Source organism: Tepidimonas sp. (assembly GCF_036825565.1).
GTDB lineage: Bacteria > Pseudomonadota > Gammaproteobacteria > Burkholderiales > Burkholderiaceae_C > Tepidimonas.
This window is the reverse complement of the sequence record NZ_DAISXZ010000002.1, coordinates 35,073-52,785: the sequence shown is the minus strand read 5'-3', so window position 1 is coordinate 52,785 and position 17,713 is coordinate 35,073. Positions and strand designations below refer to the sequence as shown.

Genomic DNA, 17,713 nt, shown 5'->3' with positions numbered 1-17,713 from the left:
CCATGCCATCGACCGTGAGCACGACGATCGTTGACCGCCTCGCCGACGAGCTCGGCGTGCGCGCCGCCCAGGTGCAGGCCGCCGTGGACCTGCTGGACGGCGGCGCCACCGTCCCCTTCATCGCCCGCTACCGCAAAGAGGCCACCGGGGGCCTCGATGACACCCAGCTGCGCCAGTTGGAGCAGCGTCTGACCTACCTGCGCGAGCTGGAAGAGCGCCGCGCCGCCATCCTGCGCAGCATCGAGGAGCAAGGCAAGCTCACGCCCGAGCTGCGCGCGGCGCTGCAGGCCGCGGCGACCAAGCAGGATCTGGAAGATCTCTACCTGCCGTACAAACCCAAGCGCCGCACCAAGGGCCAGATCGCGCGCGAGGCGGGGCTGGAGCCGCTCGCGGATGCGCTCTGGGCCGACCCGACGCTGGATCCGCACGCCGCCGCCCAGCCTTACGTGAAGGAAGCCAAGAGCGAGGACGGCAGCGACTTCACCACCGTGGCCGCGGTGCTGGACGGCGTGCGTGACATCCTGAGCGAGCGCTGGGCCGAGGACGCCACCCTCGTGCAGCCGCTGCGCGAGTGGCTGTGGACCGAGGGGCTGCTGCGCAGCCGCCGCATCGAGGCGCGCAATCCCGACGACCCGGAGGTGGCCAAGTTTCGCGACTACTTCGAGCACGACGAGCCGATCGCGCGCGTGCCGTCGCACCGGGCGCTGGCGATGCTGCGCGGCCGCGCGCAGGAGGTGCTGGATCTGCGCCTGGCTCAGCCGCAAGAGGCGCCGGCTGGCCAGCCCTCGGTGGCCGAGGGACGCCTGGCCCGGTTGCTGGGCTGGAGCCACCAGGGCCGCGCCGCCGACGACCTGCTGCGCCGCTGCGTGGCCTGGACGTGGCGTGTGAAGCTGAGCCTGTCGATCGAACGCGACCTGTTCGCCCGCCTGCGCGAGCAGGCCGAGGCGGTGGCGATCCAGGTGTTCGGCGCCAACCTGCGCGACCTGCTGCTGGCTGCACCGGCCGGCGCGCGCCCGACGATGGGGCTGGACCCCGGCATCCGCACCGGCGTCAAGGTGGCGGTGGTGGATGCCACCGGCAAGGTGGTGGACACTGCCACGGTCTATCCGTTCGAGCCCCGGCGCGATGTCGAAGGGGCGCTGACGGCGTTGGCCGCGCTGGTGCGGCGCCACGGCGTGGAGCTGATCGCCATCGGCAACGGCACCGCCAGCCGCGAGACCGACCGACTGGTGGCCGAGCTGCTGCAGCGCCTGCGCCAGGGCGGGGCGGGCCCGCTGCCGCAGAAGGTGGTCGTCAGCGAGGCCGGCGCCTCGGTCTACAGCGCCAGCGAGCTGGCGGCGCAGGAGCTGCCCGAACTCGACGTGAGCCTGCGCGGCGCCGTCAGCATCGCGCGCCGGTTGCAGGATCCGCTGGCCGAGCTGGTCAAGATCGACCCCAAGAGCATTGGCGTTGGCCAGTACCAGCACGACGTCAACCAGGCGGCCCTGGCGCGCACGCTGGATGCCGTGGTGGAAGACTGCGTCAACGGCGTGGGGGTGGACCTGAACACGGCCAGCGTGCCGTTGCTCGCGCGCGTCTCTGGCCTTTCCGCGGCGACGGCGCGCGCCGTGGTGCGCTGGCGCGACGTGCACGGGGCCTTCCGCCACCGGCAGCAACTGTTGCAGGTGACGGGCCTGGGGCCCAAGACCTTCGAGCAGTGCGCGGGCTTCCTGCGCATCCGCGGCGGGGACAACCCGCTGGACATGACCGGTGTGCACCCAGAGACTTATCCCGTCGTCGAGCGCATCCTGGCTGCGGCGGGCCGCCCCATCGAGGCCGTGATGGGCAAGGCCGAGGTGTTGCGCGCGCTCAAGCCCGAGGCCTTTGCCGACGACCGCTTCGGGGTGGTGACGGTGCGCGACATCCTGAGCGAGCTGGAAAAACCCGGGCGCGACCCGCGGCCGGATTTCCGGGTTGCGCGCTTCGACGACACGGTGCAGGATATGAAGGACCTCGAGCCCGGCATGGTGCTGGAGGGCACGGTGACCAATGTGGCGCAGTTCGGCGCGTTCGTGGACGTCGGCGTGCACCAGGACGGTCTGGTACACGTCAGCCAACTGGCCAACCGGTATGTGGCCGATGCGCGCGAGGTGGTCAAGGCCGGCGACATCGTGCGCGTCAAGGTGCTCGAGGTGGACTTGCCGCGCCGGCGCATCGCGCTGACCATGAGGCTGGACGCGCAGCCGGGGCAGACGGTGTCGGCGCGCAGCGCCGGCGGGGCCGGGAACGGGACCGCCGGCGCCCGCGCGCGCGCCCGGCCGGCCGAGCCGGTCGCCACGGCCATGGCATCGGCGTTTGCCAAGCTGCAGGGGCTGCGGCAGCGCGGATAATCGCACGCTGGCATGACGCTCGACGAACTGCTCAATCAGGCCAAGGCGATCCCGAGCATCCCGCGTGTGGTCTCGGAGGTCACGGCGGAACTCGACCGCGACGATCCTGATCCGCGCCACATCGCCGATCTGGTCGCCACCGATCCGGGGCTGACGGCGCGCCTTCTCAAGCTGGCCAATTCGGCCTTTTTCGGGTTGACACGGCAGATCGACAGCGTCGGCGAGGCGATCACGGTGCTGGGCTTCAACCACCTGCGCACGCTGGTTCAGGCGGTGGCGCTGGGCAGCAGCTTCAAGACCGTGCCGGGCGTCAATTTGGAGCAGTTTTGGCGCTACAGCCTCAACACGGCCAAAATCTGCCGGCCGCTGGCGCGCAGCCTGCGCTTGCCGGAGGGAGCCGCCTTCACGGCCGGTCTAGTGCACGCCGTCGGCGACCTGGTGATGCACATCGGCATGCCCGACGTCGTCGCCAAGATCGACTGGCGTGTCTCGCCGTTCGACATGAAGCGCGCCGAGGTCGAACGATCGGTTCTGGGCTACACCTACGCCGACGTGGGCGCGGCCTTCGCGCAGCGCTGGGACTTCCCCGAAGTCATCGTCAAGGCGCTGCGCCATCAGCTCGTCCCGTTCGAAGGCGATATCTACGAGCCGCTGGCCGGGGTCATCCACATGGCATCGTGGCGCGCGCGTGCGCAGGAAATGAACCTGGATCGCGCTGCGATGGCCGCGACCTTCCCGGACGTGGTAGCGATTTTGCTTGGCCTGAGCCTGGAAACCGTGCTCGACAAGGATCCGCAGGAATGGACCTCGGCCGGTGAACTGGCTGCCTTTTTGCATTGAGGGCCACGATGCGATTGCAGGCCCTGCTTCAGCGACCAGATGCGCTGCCCGTGGTGCCCGAGGTGGCCGCACGCTTGATCGCCACCTTTGGGCTTGACGAGGTCGACCTCAACGCCGTGACCGCCGACGTCGAGCGCGACCCCGTCCTCGTGGCCCGGCTGTTGCAGCAGGCCAACTCGGCCTTTCTGCGGCTGTTGCGGCCCGTGCACAGCGTGCGCGATGCGGTCACGGTGCTCGGGCTGCATCGGGTGCGGGCGCTGGTGCTGGCCGCTGCGGTGCAAAGCCGCTTTCCGGCCCCCCCGGGTATCGATCTGGAGCGGTTTTGGGCGTACAGTTTCGTGGCGGCGTCGGTGGCCCGCCGGGTGTGCGCCCCGCGCCGACTGGACGATAACGTGGCCTTTACCGCCGCGCTGCTGCACGCCGTGGGCGAACTCGTCATGCATCAGGCCCTGCCCGAGGTGATGCGCGACCTGGACCATGAGCGGCCGTGGTTTGCCCTGGAGCGCGCCGGTGCGGAGTACCAGGCGCTGGGCTACTCCTACGCCGAGGTGGGCGCGGCGCTCGCGCAGCACTGGCGCTTGCCGCGGGTGCTGGTGCAGGCCATCGAGCACCACGTCGACCCGCTGCACCGCGAATCGGCCGATCCGCTGGCCGCCGTCGTCCACATGGCGGCGTGGCGCGCCCGCCTGTGGACGTTGGGCAACCAGCGCGATGCCCTGATCCACACCTACCCCGACGCGGTGGGCGAGCTGCTGCAACTGGATCCCGACACCCTGGTCGATCCCGGCGGGGTGGACGTCGAGGGCGGGGCATGACCCGGGCGCTGCGCATCCATGCGGGCCCAGCGGCGCTCGCGCATCTGTGCCGCGATGGGTTGCAACCGGCGGCGGTCGGCGTCATTCCCGGTGCCGCCGGCGGGCCCAAGGGTTTGATTCTGGGGCCCTTGGACCGTTTTTTGTTTGGCGAGTGGCTGCCTCAGGGGGGGCATGCGGTGGATCTGGTCGGGGCATCGATCGGGGCCTGGCGCATGGCCACCGCCTGTTTGGACGACCCCGTGGCGGCCTTCGAGCGGCTGGAGCGGGACTACATCGCCCAGGACTACGAAGTCGAGCCTGGGCGCAGCCGCCCCACGCCGGAGCACGTCAGCGCCTCGTTTGCGCGCAATCTGCGCGACTTTTTTGGGGGGCGCTTGGGCGAAGTGCTGCACCATCCGCGCTACCGGCTCCACATCGTCACATCGCGGGGGCGCCATTTGCTGGGCCACGAGGGGCGTTGGCGCACGCCGTTGGGGTACGCGGGCGCTTTTCTGACCAATGCGCTGCGCCGCCGCGCCATGGGGGCCTGGCTGGAGCGGGTGGTGTTCTCCGCCCCGGCAGCCGGCCCCGAACGGGGCGGCGGCCTGCCGGAACTGCCGTTCGACCCCACGGACTACCGCACGCGCCAGGTGCCGCTGCAGGCGGACAACTTCATGCCCGCGCTGCAAGCGAGCTGCTCGATCCCGTTCGTGCTCCAGGCGGTGCACCACATTCCGGCCGCCCCGCCCGGCGCGTACTGGGACGGCGGCATCACCGACTACCACTTGCACCTGCGCTGGCGCCCGGCGCGCGGGCTGGTGCTGTACCCGCATTTCCAGCGGCAGGTCATCCCAGGCTGGCTGGACAAGGGTCTGCGTTGGCGCCACCGCCCCACGGCCGCGCTGGACCACACCATCGTGCTGTCGCCCGATCCGGACTGGGTGCGGCGGTTGCCCAATGGCAAATTGCCCGATCGGACCGACTTTCCGCGCTACGGCCATCGGCTGGCCGAGCGCATGCAGGCGTGGCAGACCGCCGTGCGCGAGGCGCAGCGCCTGGCGGACGAATTTGCCGCCTGGCTGCAGCGGCCCGATCCGGCCCGTGTCGAGCCGCTCTGATCGGGCTGCGGCCGTTGACCGTAGCTCTGGGAGCCGGTCACAGCGACGCTTCGAGCATCGCGCGGTAGTCGTCGCGGGTGGCCAGCCGCGGGTTGGTCTTGTGGCAGTGGTCGGCCATCGCCCCGTCGATGATGCGCTCGAACATTAACGGCGTCACGCCCAAGTCGGCCAGCCCGGCGGGCAGGCCCAGCCGGGCGTTGAGCGCGCGGATCGCCGGACCGATGTCGTCCGGGCCCGCCAGTCCCATCACACGCGCCATGCGCTGCAGCCGGCGCTCGCGCTGCACGCTCTCGGCCCCGGCGTTGAAGGCGATCACTGCCGGCAGAAAAACGGCATTGAGCGTGCCGTGGTGCAGGGTGGGGATCAGGCCTCCCAGGCTGTGGCTGAGCGAATGCACGCAGCCCAGCCCCTTCTGGAACGCCATGGCGCCTTGCATGCTGGCGCTCAGCATCTGCAACCGTGCCTCGCGGTCCTGGCCGTCGCGCGTGGCGCGCTCGATGTGGGCCCAGCCACGCTCCAGCCCGTCCAGGGCGATGCCGTCCGCCGGCGGATTGAAGGCCGGGGTCAGGAAGGTCTCGATGCAGTGCGCAATGGCGTCCATGCCCGTGGCCGCGGTCAGCCGCGGCGGTAGGCCCAGCGTCAGGTCCGGGTCCAGGATGGCGGCGCGGGGCAGCAGGTGCCAACTGTGAAAGCCGAGTTTGCGCCCATCGTCGACGATCAGGATCGCGCCGCGCGCCACCTCGCTGCCGGTGCCCGCTGTCGTCGGCACCGCGATCAGGGGCGGCACCCGGTCCGTGATGCGCGGCGAGCCGCCCTCGATGGTGGCGTAGGCCTTGAGCGGCCCGTCGTGCGCCACGGCGATGGCCACGCCTTTGGCGCAGTCAATAGCGCTGCCGCCACCCAGCGCGATCAACCCGTCACAGCCCGCCTCGCGATAGACCGAGGCGGCCGCACGCACGGCCGCCTCGGTCGGATTGGACGGCGTGCCGTCGTACACAGCGTGGGGCAAGGTGGAACTGCCGTCCCCCAGGGCGGCCACCGCGCGCTCCAGCAGGCCGGCCGCGCGCACGCCGGCATCGGTCACGATCAGCGGGCGGGCGATCTCCACACGAGCGCACTCGCTGCGCAACAGGCGCAGCGCACCGGATTCGATCTGGATGGTGGTGAGGTAGCGGATTTCGGCCACGGGTGGAGTCTCCTGATGTGGGGATGGTCGGGTGCTGGGGCGCACTGTAGCGCGCGGCAGCGTTGACGGGCTGGCTCGCGCGCGACAATCCGTCCCATGACCCACACCCACCCCCGCCAATTGCTGACCCCCGCCATGCGCGGGGTGTTGGATCGCATGGTCCGCGCGGGGCGCCCCCCCATGCATGCCCTGACGCCCGAGCAGGCGCGGGCCTTTTACGAGGCGGGCGCCAATGTGCTGGATCTGCCGCCGCACCGCATGGTGCGGGTGGAGGCGATCGCCATCCCCGCCCGCGACGGTGCGCGGCTGGCGGCCGAACTCGTTGTGCCGCATCGGCCACCGCATGCCACGCCGCCGCCGGTGCTGCTCTATCTGCATGGTGGGGGCTTTACGGTGGGCAGTGTGCGCACGCACGCCCCCCTGTGCCGGCACCTAGCGCATCTGGCCGGCTGCGCCGTGCTGTCGCTGGATTACCGCCTAGCGCCGGAACATCGCTTCCCCACGGCGGTGCACGACGCCTTCGATGCCCTGGCCTGGCTGCGCGGGGCCGCTCCGGGGCTAGGGCTGGATCCAGGGCGCATCGCTGTCGGGGGTGACAGCGCCGGTGGCACCCTGGCGGTGGTGACCGCCCTGCAGGCGCGCGACGCCGGCTGGCCGCTGGCGCTGCAACTGCTGTTCTATCCGGGGTGCTCGGCGTGGCAGGACACGGCGTCGCACCGTCGCTTTGGGCACGGCTTTTTGCTGGAGGCCGAGACCATCCAGTGGTTCTTCCAGCACTACATCGACGACAGCCAGCGCGAGGACTGGCGTTTTGCCCCGTTGCTCGCCCCCGACTTCGACCATGTGGCGCCCACCTGGATCGGTCTAGCGGAGTGCGACCCCCTTTTCGATGAAGGCATTCTGCTCGCCGATGCCCTGCGCATGGCTGGCGTCGCCGTGGACCTGGAGATCTACCGCGGCGTGACGCACGAGTTCATCAAGATGGGGCGCATCCTCCCGGAGGCGCTGCGCGCGCACCAGGATGCCGCGCGCGCCCTGCGGCACGCGTTCGGGGACGCCGGCGCATGACCGCCGGGCGGCAGTGGTGTGGAACCCGGGCAACACCATCCTGATGCACCGGCAGCTGCAGGGCATCTGGCGGGTGGACCACAGTTGCCCGCGGGCGAAACACCCGAGCAGGCGCTGCGGCCGGCATCGCTGCGCGCGCGCATCGACGCCCCGCTGGAGATGATCGGCTTCGGCGGCACGCCGCGCACCTGCTCCCCATCTTTGGCGTGCGGGGCGCCAACACGGCCTTCCAGGATGCGCAGTCCCTGGGCTGGCACCTGGCCTACACCGTCAAGGGACTGGCCGGCCCCCGCTTGATGGCCAACTACAGTGCCGAGCGCGTCGGCGCGGCGCGCGAGATCATCCATGAGGCCGGCAAGAGCACGCGCTTCATGACGCCGCCCACGCGCGGCTTTCGCCTGCTGCGCGATGCGGTGCTGTCGCTGTCGCTCAGCCAGGACTTCGTGCGGCCGCTCTACCACTGGCGCACCTCGCGACCGCACGAATACACGCATTCGGCGCTCAACAGCCCGGGCGACGACGACGCGCTGTTCCACGCCGGGCCGGCGCACGGGGTGCCGCCGCGCAACGTTCGGCAGGGGCCGAACGACTACCCCCCGGACCATCTGGGCGGCGGGTTCGACCTGCTGTATTTCACGACCGGTACGCAGGTGCCGCCGGCCCTGATGGATGCCGTCCAGACCTGGCGCGCGCGGGGCGTGGCGCTGCGCGTTACCGCCATTGGCGCAGCCGCCCCGGTGCAAGGGGGCGACCAGACGCTGTCCGACCAGCACGTCTGCGCGCGCTGGCTCGCGCTGGGCGCCACCCGCCTGCACGCGGGGCTGCAACAGACCTTGTCGTCCCGCTGATGGCTCCCCGCCCGCTACGCGCCCTGTCCCACGCCCCACGCCGGAATCCGCGATGACCCCATCGACCGCTTGACCCCCCACCGAGCAGCCCCGCGCCGGCCTCGACATCGCCGGTCTGGAGACCGTCTATGGCACGTTGGCCACGGCCATCGACCGCGCAGGCCCGGAGCATGCGGAGCGCTTTCTGGTTAAGCTGGCCCTGTTGCAAGCCCATGACCTGGGGGACGCCGCGCGCTTCGAACGACAGGAGCAAGTCGCCTTGTCCGATCTGTGACGGCAGGGGCCGGCCCGCGCGGCTATGGTAGCGGCAGGAGGACACGCCATGACCGCCATCGACCCCGTATCCAGCCCCCACATCCGCGTCTGGTGGGAAGACCTCGCCGTCGGCGAATCGCGCGACCTGGGCAGCTTGACCGTGACCGAGGAAGAGATCGTCGCGTTCGCCCGCCAGTACGATCCGCAACCGTTTCACTTGGACCCCGAAGCCGCGCGCCACTCGGTGTTCGGCGCCTTGTGCGCCAGCGGCTGGCACACCTGCGCACTGGCCATGCGACTGATGGTGACGAACTTTCTGCACGAGTCGTCGAGCCTGGGCTCGCCGGGGCTGGAGAGCCTGAAATGGCTCAAGCCCGTCTTTCCCGGTGACGAATTGCGACTGCGCCACACCGTCATCGACAAGCGCCCGATGGGCAAGCGGCCCGACGTCGGCCTGGTGCGCACCGTGTGGGCGCTGTTCAACCAGCGTAGCGAACAGGTGCTGCACATGGAAGGGTGGGGCATGTTCCGGCGCCGCGAGCCGGGCGCACCGCCGCAGTCCCCCTGATCGAAACGGGGCCGCTCGTCGCAGCGGGGTACGGTGCTCGGCCCGCCGGCGTACACTGCGCGGTTTTGCTGTGGACGCCTGCCCCCATGAACGCCCCGGTCGACGTCTCTTTCTTCCCGCGCCACGCCAAGCCGCTGACCAGCTACAAACCGTACTGGGCCAAGCGCTTCGGGGTGGCCCCCTTCCTGCCCATGAGCCGCGCCGAGATGGAGACGCTGGACTGGGACTCGTGCGATGTCATCCTGGTCACCGGCGACGCCTATGTGGACCACCCGAGCTTTGGCATGGCCGTGATCGGCCGCGTGCTGGAGGCGCAAGGCTTTCGCGTCGGCATCATCGCCCAGCCGGACTGGCACAGCGCCGAGGCCTTCAAGGCCCTGGGCCGTCCCAACCTGTTCTGGGGCGTGACGGCGGGCAACATGGATTCCATGATCAACCGCTACACGGCCGACCGCAAGATCCGCTCCGACGACGCCTACACCCCGGGCGGGCAGGGCGGCCGCCGGCCGGACCGCGCCGCCATCGTCTACAGCCAGCGCTGCCGCGAGGCGTACAAAGACGTGCCCATCATCCTGGGCGGCATCGAGGGCAGCCTGCGCCGCATCGCCCACTACGACTATTGGAGCGAGACGGTGCGCCGCTCCATCGTGCTCGACAGCAAATGCGACCTGCTGCTGTACGGCAACGCCGAGCGTGCCCTGGTGGAGGTGGCCCACCGCCTGGCCCGGCGCGAGCCGATCGAGTCCATCACCGACGTGCGCGGCACCGCCTTCGTGCGGCGCAGCACGCCCGAGGGCTGGTTCGAGATCGACTCCACCGAAGTGGACCAGCCCGGACGGGTGGATGCGCATGTCAATCCGTACCGGATGGTCTCGGAGCAGGCCAAGGCCCAGGGACAGACCTGTGCCCGGGAAGAAGAAGCGCAGACCGCGCAAGCAGAGCGGATGCAACCCCTGCGCTTCATGGCCAATCCGGCCTTGCCGCACCGGGGCCGGCCGCCGCGCGAGCGCACCGTCATCCGATTGCCGAGCTACGAGCAGGTCAAGGCCGACCCGGTGCTCTATGCCCATGCCAACCGCGTGTTGCATCTGGAGACCAACCCCGGCAACGCCCGTGCCCTGGTGCAGGCCCACGGCAGTGGTCCGGCCGCCCGCGACGTGTGGATCAACCCACCGCCCATCCCGCTGACCACGGCCGAGATGGACTGGGTGTTTGGCTTGCCCTACGCCCGCAGCCCGCACCCCGCTTACGCCGACGAGCGCGGCCGACACGACGGCCCGACCAAGATCCCGGCCTGGGAGATGATTCGCTTCTCGGTCAACATCATGCGCGGCTGCTTTGGCGGCTGCACTTTCTGCTCCATCACCGAGCACGAGGGCCGCATCATCCAGAGCCGCTCCGAGGACTCCATCATCAAAGAGGTAGAGGAGATTCGCGACAAGGTCGCGGGCTTCACCGGCGTCATCTCCGACTTGGGCGGGCCCACGGCCAACATGTATCGCCTGGGCTGCAAAAGCCCGGAAATCGAGGCCGCCTGCCGCAAGCCGAGCTGCGTCTATCCGGGCATCTGCGCCAACCTCACCACCGACCACGGCCCCCTGATCCGCATCTATCGCCGCGCCCGCTCGTTGCCCGGCATCAAGAAAATCCTGATCGGCTCCGGCCTGCGCTACGACCTGGCGGTGAAAAGCCCCGAGTACGTCCGAGAACTGGTGCAGCACCACGTGGGCGGCTACCTCAAGATCGCGCCCGAGCACACCGAGCCCGGCCCGCTGTCCAAGATGATGAAGCCGGGCATCGGCAGCTACGACCGCTTCAAGCAGTTGTTCGACCGGTTCAGCACCGAAGCGGGCAAAGAGCAATACCTGATTCCGTACTTCATCGCCGCGCACCCTGGCACCAGCGACGAGGACATGATGCACCTGGCGCTGTGGCTGAAGAAAAACGGCTTTCGCGCCGATCAGGTGCAGACCTTCTACCCCAGCCCCATGGCGACGGCCACGGCCATGTACCACACGGGGCTCAACCCGCTCAAAGGCATTCACCGCGACGAGCGGGCCGAGGCGGTGGACGTCGTCAAAGGCGAGCGCCGCCGCCGCCTGCACAAGGCGTTTTTGCGCTACCACGACCCCAACAACTGGCCGCTGCTGCGCGAGGCGCTCAAGCGCATGGGCCGCGCCGACCTGATCGGCAACGGCAAGCATCACCTCGTTCCCAGCTACCAGCCCATGACGGACGGGGGCTATCAGAGCCCACGGCGGGCCAACTCCACCCCGCCCGGGGGGCGGCTGCGGGAGGCGGCGCCGAGCCGCACCTCCCAGCCGGCCAAAGGCCGGCTGCTGACCCAGCACACTGGCTTGCCCCCACGGGTCACGGGGGGCGAGTCCGGAGGGGCATCCGCGCCCGGGGGCGCGGCGGCGGTGGGGCGTCAGGCGCGCCGCAAGCCAAAGTCCAGCGGCAGACCGACGTAGTTTTCGGCGATGGTGCGCGCGCCGGCCTCGCTGTGGATCAGGTAGTCCAGCTCGGCTTCTTGGAATTTCTGCGCGATCTCGCCCTCACCCGGAAAGCGGTGCATCAGGCTGGTGAACCACCACGAGAACCGCTCCGCGCGCCAAATGCGCTTGAGGCAGCGCTCCGAATAGCCGTCGATTCCGGTGTCCGAGCGCTCCCGGAAATGTTCGATCAGCGCATCGGCCAGGTACTTGACGTCGGTGGCAGCAAGATTGAGTCCCTTGGCCCCCGTTGGCGGCACGATGTGGGCCGCGTCGCCCGCCAGCAGCAGCCGGCCAAAGCGCATCGGCTCGCTGACGAAGCTGCGCAGCGGGGCGATGCTCTTTTCGATCGACGGGCCGGTGACCAGCGTCTCGGCCGCGGCGGGGTCGAGGCGGCGGCGCAGCTCGTCCCAAAACGCCTGGTCCGACCAACTGTCCACCGTGTCCGACAGCGGCACCTGCAGGTAGTAGCGGCTGCGCGTGCGGCTGCGCATGGAGCACAGCGCAAACCCACGCGGGCTGTTGACGTAGATCAGCTCCTCGTGCACCGGCGGCGTGTCGGACAACAGGCCCAGCCAGCCAAAGGGGTAGACCTTCTCGTACTCGGTGATGGCGCTGCCCGGCACGCTGGCGCGACACACGCCGTGAAAGCCGTCGCAGCCGGCGATGAAGTCGGCGTCGATGCGCAGGGTCTGCCCGTTCTTTTCGTAGGTCACATGGGGGTGTGCGCCGTCGAAGCCGTGGATGGCGACGTGGGCGGCCTCGTACACAGTGGTCTGTCCGCTGGCGGCGCGCGCGGCCATCAGGTCGCGCGTCACCTCGGTCTGGCCATAGACCAGCGCCTTTCTGCCACCGGTCAGGCCCGCCAAGTCGATGCGATGGCGCGCCCCTTTGAACAGCAGATCGAAGCCTTCGTGCGGCAGGCCCTCGGCGTGCATGCGTTGGCCAACCCCGGCCTCGTCGAGCACGTCCACCGCCACCTGCTCCAGCACGCCGGCGCGGATGCGGCCGAGCACATAGTCGGCGCTTTGGCGCTCGACAATGACGTTGTCGATGCCGGCTTTGTGCAGCAATTGGCCCAGCAGCAGCCCGGACGGGCCGGCGCCGACGATGACGACTTGGGTGCGCATGGGGAGAGTCTCCTCGAGGAATCGATGACGCGGCCATGCTAGGGGCCGCGCACGGCCCGCGTGGTCTTGCCGTGCATCGATTGCGCGGTGATCGTGCGGGTTGCGCGATCACCGCGCAATATTCCGCATCCAGCGGGCGAATCGGGTATGGTTGCGCCATGGACATCGCCGCTGCGGACTACATCGCCGGCCTGGCCAAGGGCCTGGCGGTGCTGGAGAGTTTCGACACCGAGCGCCAGCGCCTCAACGCCACCCTGGCCGCGCAGCGCGTCGGCCTGACGCGCGCGGCCGCCCGCCGCCATCTGCTCACGCTGGCCCATCTGGGTTATCTGGAGACCGATGGGCACTACTTCTGGCTCTCGCCCAAGGTGCTGCGCTTGTCCGGCAGCTATCTGGCGTCGGCGCGCCTGCCGCGTGCGGTGCAGCCGGTGCTCAACCGGCTGGCGGCGCAGGCGCGCGAGTCCTTTTCGGTGGCCGTGCTCGACGGCGACGCGGTGGTCGTCGTGGCCCGCAGCGTTGCGCCCCCGGCCGAGGGCGGCGGCGACTGGCAAGGGGCGTCGCTGGGGGATCCGTCTGCGGTCCGGGCCCGGGCACGCTGGACGGCGCATGGGCTGCACCTGGGCGCGCGCCTGCCTGCCCACGCCACGTCCACCGGCCGTGTGCTGCTTGCGGCCCTGGCGCGGCCCGCCTTGGCGCAACGGCTGGCCGAACGCACCGCAGCCACCGGCAGTCTGCCGCGCCTGACCCCCTACACCGTGACCGAACCGGAGGCGTTGCGGCGCATCCTGCAGCAGGTGCGGCAGGCAGACCATTGCGTCTGCAGCGAGGAGCACGAGCTGGGCGTGCACGCCGTCGCGGTGCCCCTGCGCGACATGCAGGGCCGCACCGTCGCCGCCCTCAACGCCGTGCTGTCCCAGAGCCGCCTGCGTGACGGCGCCGTGGAGCGGGAACTGCTGCCGCTGCTGCACGAGGCGGCGCTCGAACTGCGGCCCCAGCTATGACGAAGCGCCTGTGGCTGGCGGTGGCCTTCGCGCTGGGGCTGGCCGCCTGCGGTGGCCCCGGGCCGTCCGGTCCGCCGTCCGAAGCCGCCGCGCGCGCCGTGACGGTGGTGTCGGTGCACGACGGCGACACGGTGCGCGTGCGCGATGCCAGAGGCCGGGTGTACGCGGTGCGGCTGGCCACCATCGATGCGCCGGAACTGGAGCAGCCGTACGGCCCGCAGGCGCGCGAGGCCGTCCGCGAACGCGCGCTGGGCCGCGCGGTAACCCTGGAGCCCCGCGGCCGCGACCGGTATGGCCGCACCCTGGCCGTGCTGTGGCTGCCCGGCGAGGCCCAGCCGCAGGACCTTGCCCTGTGGGTCGTGGAGCAGGGCCTGGCCTGGCACTACACGGCCCACGCGCGGGAACAACCCCTGACCGAGCGTTGGCGCTATGCGATGGCCGAAACCCTGGCCCGCACGAGTCGGCTGGGGTTGTGGGCGCAACCCGATCCGCAGCCCCCCTGGGCGTGGCGGCGCGAGCGGAGAAGCAGCCCCGCCCCGCAGTCCGTGGGGGAGGGGAGGGCAAACCGCCTCTCCAGGGTGCCGGATCCCTGAGCGGGGCCGGGTTCAGACGTCGATCGCCTGCACCGACCCGGCCCGCTTGCGCAGCTCGAATTTCTGGATCTTGCCGGTGCTGGTCTTGGGCAGTTCGCCAAACACCACTGCCCGCGGGACCTTGAAGCCGGCCAGATGCGCTCGGCAGTGCGCGATGATGGCCTCGGCCGTGACATCGGCGCCGTCCTTGAGCTCGACGAAAGCGCAGGGCGTCTCGCCCCAGCGGGGATCGGGCTTGGCCACGACGGCCGCCGCCTGCACCGCGGGGTGGCGGTAGAGCACGTCCTCCACCTCGATGGACGAGATATTCTCGCCGCCCGAGATGATGATGTCCTTGCTGCGATCCTTGATCTTGATGTAGCCGTCCGGGTACTGCACCGCCAGATCGCCCGTGTGGAACCAGCCGCCCGCGAAGGCTTGTGCCGTCGCCTGCGGGTTCTTGAGATAGCCCTTCATGACGATGTTGCCGCGGAACATGATTTCGCCCATGGTTTCACCGTCCCAGGGCACGGGCTGCAGGGTGTCCGGATCGAGCACGCGCGCCTCGTGCTGCAGGTGGTAGCGCACGCCTTGGCGCGCGTTCAGGCGGGCCCGCTCCTCGACGGGCAGCTCGGCCCAGCCCGCCTGCGGTGCGCAGACGGTGGCGGGGCCATACACCTCGGTCAGGCCGTACACGTGGGTCAGCTCGATGCCCATGCTCTCCATCGCTTCCAGCAAGGCCGCCGGGGGCGCCGATGCGGCGACCATGCCCCGGATGCCGCGCTGCAGCCCGGCTTTGAGCGCCTCGGGGGCGTTGGCCAGCATGGCGTGCACGATCGGTGCGCCGCAGTAATGGGTCACGCCGTGCGCCCGCATCAGGTCGAATACCGTCGCCGCCTCCACGCGGCGCAGGCAGACGTTGACGCCTGCGCGCGCCGCCAGCGTCCAGGGGAAGCACCAGCCATTGCAGTGAAACAGCGGCAGCGTCCACAAATAGACGGGGTGCTTGGGCATGTCCCACTCCAGGATGTTGGACAGCGCATTGAGCGCCGCCCCCCGGTGGTGGTAGAGCACGCCCTTGGGGTTGCCCGTGGTGCCGCTGGTGTAGTTGAGGGCGATCGCATCCCACTCGTCGAGCGGCACCACCCCCGCAAAGTCCGGGTCGCCCCCGGCCAGGAAGGCCTCGTAGTCCACGGCCTCCAGTACAGCCGTCGGCGCGCCAAACCCCGCGTCCTGCGTCTGGATCACCAACAGCGGATCGCTCCGTTGGCGCAAGGGCAGGGCGCGCGCCAGCAGCGCGGCAAACTCCGGGTCGACCAGCACCGCGCGCGCCTCGCCGTGGTCGAGCATGAAGGCGATGGCTTCCGGGTCCAGGCGGGTGTTGAGGGTGTTGAGCACCGCGCCCGCCATCGGCACGCCAAAGTGGGCTTCGACCATGGGCGGCGTGTTGGGCAGCAGGGCCGCCACCGTGTCCTGGCGGTCGATGCCGGTTTGGCGCAGGGCGCTGGCCAGCCGGCGGCAGCGGATGCGCGTCTCGTTCCAGGTCTGGCGCAGCGCCGTCTCGCCCAGCCCGTGCACGATGGCCAGCCGATCGGGATACAGCTCCGCCGTGCGATCCAGGAATGACAGCGGCGTCAGCGGCACATGGTTGGCCTCGCAGCGGGGCAGGTTACGGTCGTCGATGGGCATGGTGTGGCGTCTCCGGGTGTCGTTCAGTCGAGCAGATCGGTGGCGGTTGGGGGCCATGCGCCCGTCCAGCGCTGGGTCAGCCGGCCGTGGGCGGCCACCGCCTCGGCGATGGCGGCGGGCAGGTCGTTCGCGTCACCGTGAGCCAGCCGGGCCCCGATCAGGCCCGCCAGCACATCCCCGGTGCCCGCGCTGGCCAGCAGGCCGTCGCCACTGGCATTGACGATGGGGGCCCCGTCCGGCGCGGCGATGACCGTCCCGCTGCCCTTGAGCACGATCGTGGCGCCGAGCCGGTGCGCCAGTGCCCGGGCCGCGCCCAATCGGTCGGCCTGCACGCCTGCCACATCGGTGCCGAGCAGACGGGCGGCCTCCAGCGGGTGGGGGGTCAGGACGGTGCGCCAGCCCGCGGCACGCCGAAGCGCCCAGGGGTCGCCGGGTGCCGCCGGGCTGCGGGCGCCCTCGCGTGCCGCGGGGCCAAGGGCGTTGAGCGCGTCGGCGTCGAGCACCAGACGCGGCGCGCGGGCCAGCAGCGCGGGCAGCACCTCGGCCATCGATGCGCCGCCGCCGCAGCCGGCCACCACCACCGCCTGCTCCGGCAGCGCGGATGCCAGCACGGCCTGGGCGGTGCGCAGCATCAGCGCGGGTTGACCGCCATCCCACGGCGGCAGGGTGGCTTCGCCATTCAGCAGCCCCACGTACACCCGTCCAGCACCCGCGCGCAAGGCGGCGCGCGCCGCCAGCACTGCGGCACCGGCCATGCCGACGCCGTCGCTGGCGCTCGGCAACTGGCCGCCCACCACGACGACGTCCCCCCGGCTGCCTTTGTGGCTGGCGTGCGCCCGGCGCAATGCCGGCACATCGGGCCAGCGGGAGGGCGTCGCCAGCCAGGCATCGGGGGCGTGCTGCGGGGCCGGGGCCACGCCCAGGTCGTCAAACCAGATCGCCTCGCCCGCACAAGCGCGGCCCAGCCCCGTGAACAACCCGGATTTGAGCGTCAGCAGCGACAGGGTGATGCGGGGCCCGCCGGGCTGCGGCGGCGCATCGATCCACCAGTGCCCGGTATCCGCATCCAGCCCGCTGGGCAGGTCCACACACAGGGTGGGCACTGGGCAGCCGTGCAACCAGCGCAGGGCATCCCGCGCCGGGCCGTCCACGGGGCGCGACAGCCCCAGGCCAAAGACCGCGTCGATGATCAAATCGGCCGGCGTGGCCGGCGTGGCCGGCGGGGTGGGGGCTTCGATCACGTCGACCCCGGCGGCGCGGGCCTCGGCCCACGCCCAGCGGGCATCGTCCGGCATTCGGGCGGTGGGGCCCAGCGGCCAGACCTGCACGCTGGCGCCTGGGATGCCGCGCAGATGGCGCTGCAGCAGGGCGGCGGCCAGCCACCCGTCCCCGCCGTTGTTCCCGCCCCCCGTGACCACCAGCACGCGCCGTGCGTGGGGGTGCCAAGCGCGCGCTAGCCGCGTCACCGCCTGGCCAGCGCGTTGCATCAGCGCGTGCGGGGGCAGTCCCTCGGCGGCCTGCCGCTCGATCGCCCGCGACGCGGCGCTGCCGTACAGCGGCCAGCGGCGGGCCGCGCCCGGCGCCGCGACCTCGGTGCCGTCGCCGATGGGTACGATGCGCTCCATGCGCCCGCAGTATAGGGGGGATGGGTCTGACAGAGCAGTCGGGCGGCGGACCCGGCGTCGGGCTATAATCCTCAGGTTTTGCAAATCGCGCCTCTCGCCGGGGACGTGTGCAAAACCAATCGCGAGACGGTCCTTCCAGGTGTCGGTCGTGGCGGGGT

At 70.8% G+C, this 17,713-nt stretch carries 14 protein-coding genes and 1 pseudogene; 11 read left to right on the top strand and 4 right to left on the bottom strand.

The annotated features are described in order from the left end of the window. Positions 1–2 precede the first annotated feature (2 nt). From V7026_RS00755 to V7026_RS00740, 4 genes are read left to right on the top strand one after another with little or no spacing between them, the layout of a single operon-like run. Positions 3–2,369: a Tex family protein gene (locus tag V7026_RS00755; protein WP_334153336.1), complete on the top strand. Its 2,367-nt coding sequence runs from the start codon at positions 3–5 to the stop codon at positions 2,367–2,369. Positions 2,370–2,381: 12 nt separating this feature from the next. Beyond that, the gene (locus tag V7026_RS00750; RefSeq protein WP_334153335.1) at positions 2,382–3,209 is read left to right on the top strand and encodes an HDOD domain-containing protein; all 828 of its coding nucleotides are present in this window, start codon (positions 2,382–2,384) and stop codon (positions 3,207–3,209) included. Between the two features lie 8 nt (positions 3,210–3,217). After that, complete coding sequence (locus V7026_RS00745; protein ID WP_334153334.1) at positions 3,218–4,024, top strand: HDOD domain-containing protein; 807 nt, start codon at positions 3,218–3,220, stop codon at positions 4,022–4,024. Further along, complete coding sequence (locus tag V7026_RS00740) at positions 4,021–5,121, top strand: patatin-like phospholipase family protein (RefSeq protein WP_334153333.1); 1,101 nt, start codon at positions 4,021–4,023, stop codon at positions 5,119–5,121. Before V7026_RS00745 ends, V7026_RS00740 begins: the two co-directional genes overlap by 4 nt. A 37-nt stretch (positions 5,122–5,158) precedes the next feature. Here the strand turns inward: V7026_RS00740 and V7026_RS00735 are convergent, their stop codons facing one another. Beyond that, entirely contained in the window at positions 5,159–6,307 is a 1,149-nt protein-coding gene (locus V7026_RS00735; protein ID WP_334153332.1) for an iron-containing alcohol dehydrogenase, read from the bottom strand. 96 nt (positions 6,308–6,403) lie between these two features. On the opposite strand from V7026_RS00735, the gene V7026_RS00730 reads away from it, so the two are divergent. The 5 genes and pseudogenes from V7026_RS00730 to V7026_RS00710 all read left to right on the top strand — a co-directional run bounded on the left by V7026_RS00730 (position 6,404) and on the right by V7026_RS00710 (position 11,517). Continuing rightward, positions 6,404–7,375, top strand: a complete 972-nt coding sequence (locus V7026_RS00730) for an alpha/beta hydrolase (RefSeq protein ID WP_334153331.1) — start codon at positions 6,404–6,406, stop codon at positions 7,373–7,375. Positions 7,376–7,394: 19 nt separating this feature from the next. Next, a pseudogene (locus V7026_RS00725) lies at positions 7,395–8,223 on the top strand (FAD-dependent monooxygenase); the annotation flags it as partial. Positions 8,224–8,359: 136 nt separating this feature from the next. Continuing rightward, on the top strand, positions 8,360–8,497 hold the full coding sequence (locus tag V7026_RS00720; RefSeq protein WP_443082293.1) for a DUF2783 domain-containing protein: 138 nt from the start codon (positions 8,360–8,362) through the stop codon (positions 8,495–8,497). Between the two features lie 48 nt (positions 8,498–8,545). Beyond that, positions 8,546–9,046 carry a MaoC family dehydratase gene (locus V7026_RS00715; protein WP_334153330.1) on the top strand — a complete coding sequence of 167 codons (501 nt, stop codon included), beginning with the start codon at positions 8,546–8,548 and terminating at the stop codon, positions 9,044–9,046. Positions 9,047–9,132: 86 nt separating this feature from the next. Then, positions 9,133–11,517 carry a YgiQ family radical SAM protein gene (locus tag V7026_RS00710; protein WP_334153329.1) on the top strand — a complete coding sequence of 795 codons (2,385 nt, stop codon included), beginning with the start codon at positions 9,133–9,135 and terminating at the stop codon, positions 11,515–11,517. Here the strand turns inward: V7026_RS00710 and pobA are convergent. Then, positions 11,475–12,668 (bottom strand): 4-hydroxybenzoate 3-monooxygenase, encoded by a 1,194-nt coding sequence (pobA, locus tag V7026_RS00705; protein WP_334153328.1) that lies wholly within the window; start codon positions 12,666–12,668, stop codon positions 11,475–11,477. The two genes, V7026_RS00710 and pobA, sit on opposite strands and share 43 nt — an antisense overlap. Positions 12,669–12,826: 158 nt before the next feature. Between pobA and V7026_RS00700 the strand changes: the two genes are divergently transcribed. After that, positions 12,827–13,669, top strand: coding sequence for an IclR family transcriptional regulator domain-containing protein (locus V7026_RS00700; protein WP_334153327.1), 843 nt, complete (start codon positions 12,827–12,829; stop codon positions 13,667–13,669). After that, on the top strand, positions 13,666–14,262 hold the full coding sequence (locus V7026_RS00695; protein ID WP_334153326.1) for a thermonuclease family protein: 597 nt from the start codon (positions 13,666–13,668) through the stop codon (positions 14,260–14,262). The genes V7026_RS00700 and V7026_RS00695 overlap by 4 nt, the downstream gene beginning before the upstream one ends. Positions 14,263–14,274: 12 nt before the next feature. On the opposite strand, the gene V7026_RS00690 is transcribed toward V7026_RS00695, so the two are convergent. Both V7026_RS00690 and V7026_RS00685 read right to left on the bottom strand, forming a co-directional pair. Further along, on the bottom strand, positions 14,275–15,930 hold the full coding sequence (locus tag V7026_RS00690; RefSeq protein ID WP_334153325.1) for an acyl-CoA synthetase: 1,656 nt from the start codon (positions 15,928–15,930) through the stop codon (positions 14,275–14,277). A 23-nt stretch (positions 15,931–15,953) separates the two neighbouring features. After that, on the bottom strand, positions 15,954–17,555 hold the full coding sequence (locus V7026_RS00685) for an NAD(P)H-hydrate dehydratase (RefSeq protein ID WP_334153324.1): 1,602 nt from the start codon (positions 17,553–17,555) through the stop codon (positions 15,954–15,956). Positions 17,556–17,713: the final 158 nt, after the last annotated feature.

What these genes read in the sequence shown, in the direction of transcription:
- V7026_RS00755 (WP_334153336.1), top strand. Translation starts at nt 3, where the DNA reads ATGCCATCGACCGTGAGCACGACGATCGTTGACCGCCTCGCCGACGAG.
- V7026_RS00750 (WP_334153335.1), top strand. Translation starts at nt 2,382, where the DNA reads ATGACGCTCGACGAACTGCTCAATCAGGCCAAGGCGATCCCGAGCATC.
- V7026_RS00745 (WP_334153334.1), top strand. Translation starts at nt 3,218, where the DNA reads ATGCGATTGCAGGCCCTGCTTCAGCGACCAGATGCGCTGCCCGTGGTG.
- V7026_RS00740 (WP_334153333.1), top strand. Translation starts at nt 4,021, where the DNA reads ATGACCCGGGCGCTGCGCATCCATGCGGGCCCAGCGGCGCTCGCGCAT.
- V7026_RS00730 (WP_334153331.1), top strand. Translation starts at nt 6,404, where the DNA reads ATGACCCACACCCACCCCCGCCAATTGCTGACCCCCGCCATGCGCGGG.
- V7026_RS00715 (WP_334153330.1), top strand. Translation starts at nt 8,546, where the DNA reads ATGACCGCCATCGACCCCGTATCCAGCCCCCACATCCGCGTCTGGTGG.
- V7026_RS00710 (WP_334153329.1), top strand. Translation starts at nt 9,133, where the DNA reads ATGAACGCCCCGGTCGACGTCTCTTTCTTCCCGCGCCACGCCAAGCCG.
- pobA (WP_334153328.1), bottom strand. Translation starts at nt 12,668, where the DNA reads ATGCGCACCCAAGTCGTCATCGTCGGCGCCGGCCCGTCCGGGCTGCTG.
- V7026_RS00700 (WP_334153327.1), top strand. Translation starts at nt 12,827, where the DNA reads ATGGACATCGCCGCTGCGGACTACATCGCCGGCCTGGCCAAGGGCCTG.
- V7026_RS00695 (WP_334153326.1), top strand. Translation starts at nt 13,666, where the DNA reads ATGACGAAGCGCCTGTGGCTGGCGGTGGCCTTCGCGCTGGGGCTGGCC.
- V7026_RS00690 (WP_334153325.1), bottom strand. Translation starts at nt 15,930, where the DNA reads ATGCCCATCGACGACCGTAACCTGCCCCGCTGCGAGGCCAACCATGTG.
- V7026_RS00685 (WP_334153324.1), bottom strand. Translation starts at nt 17,555, where the DNA reads ATGGAGCGCATCGTACCCATCGGCGACGGCACCGAGGTCGCGGCGCCG.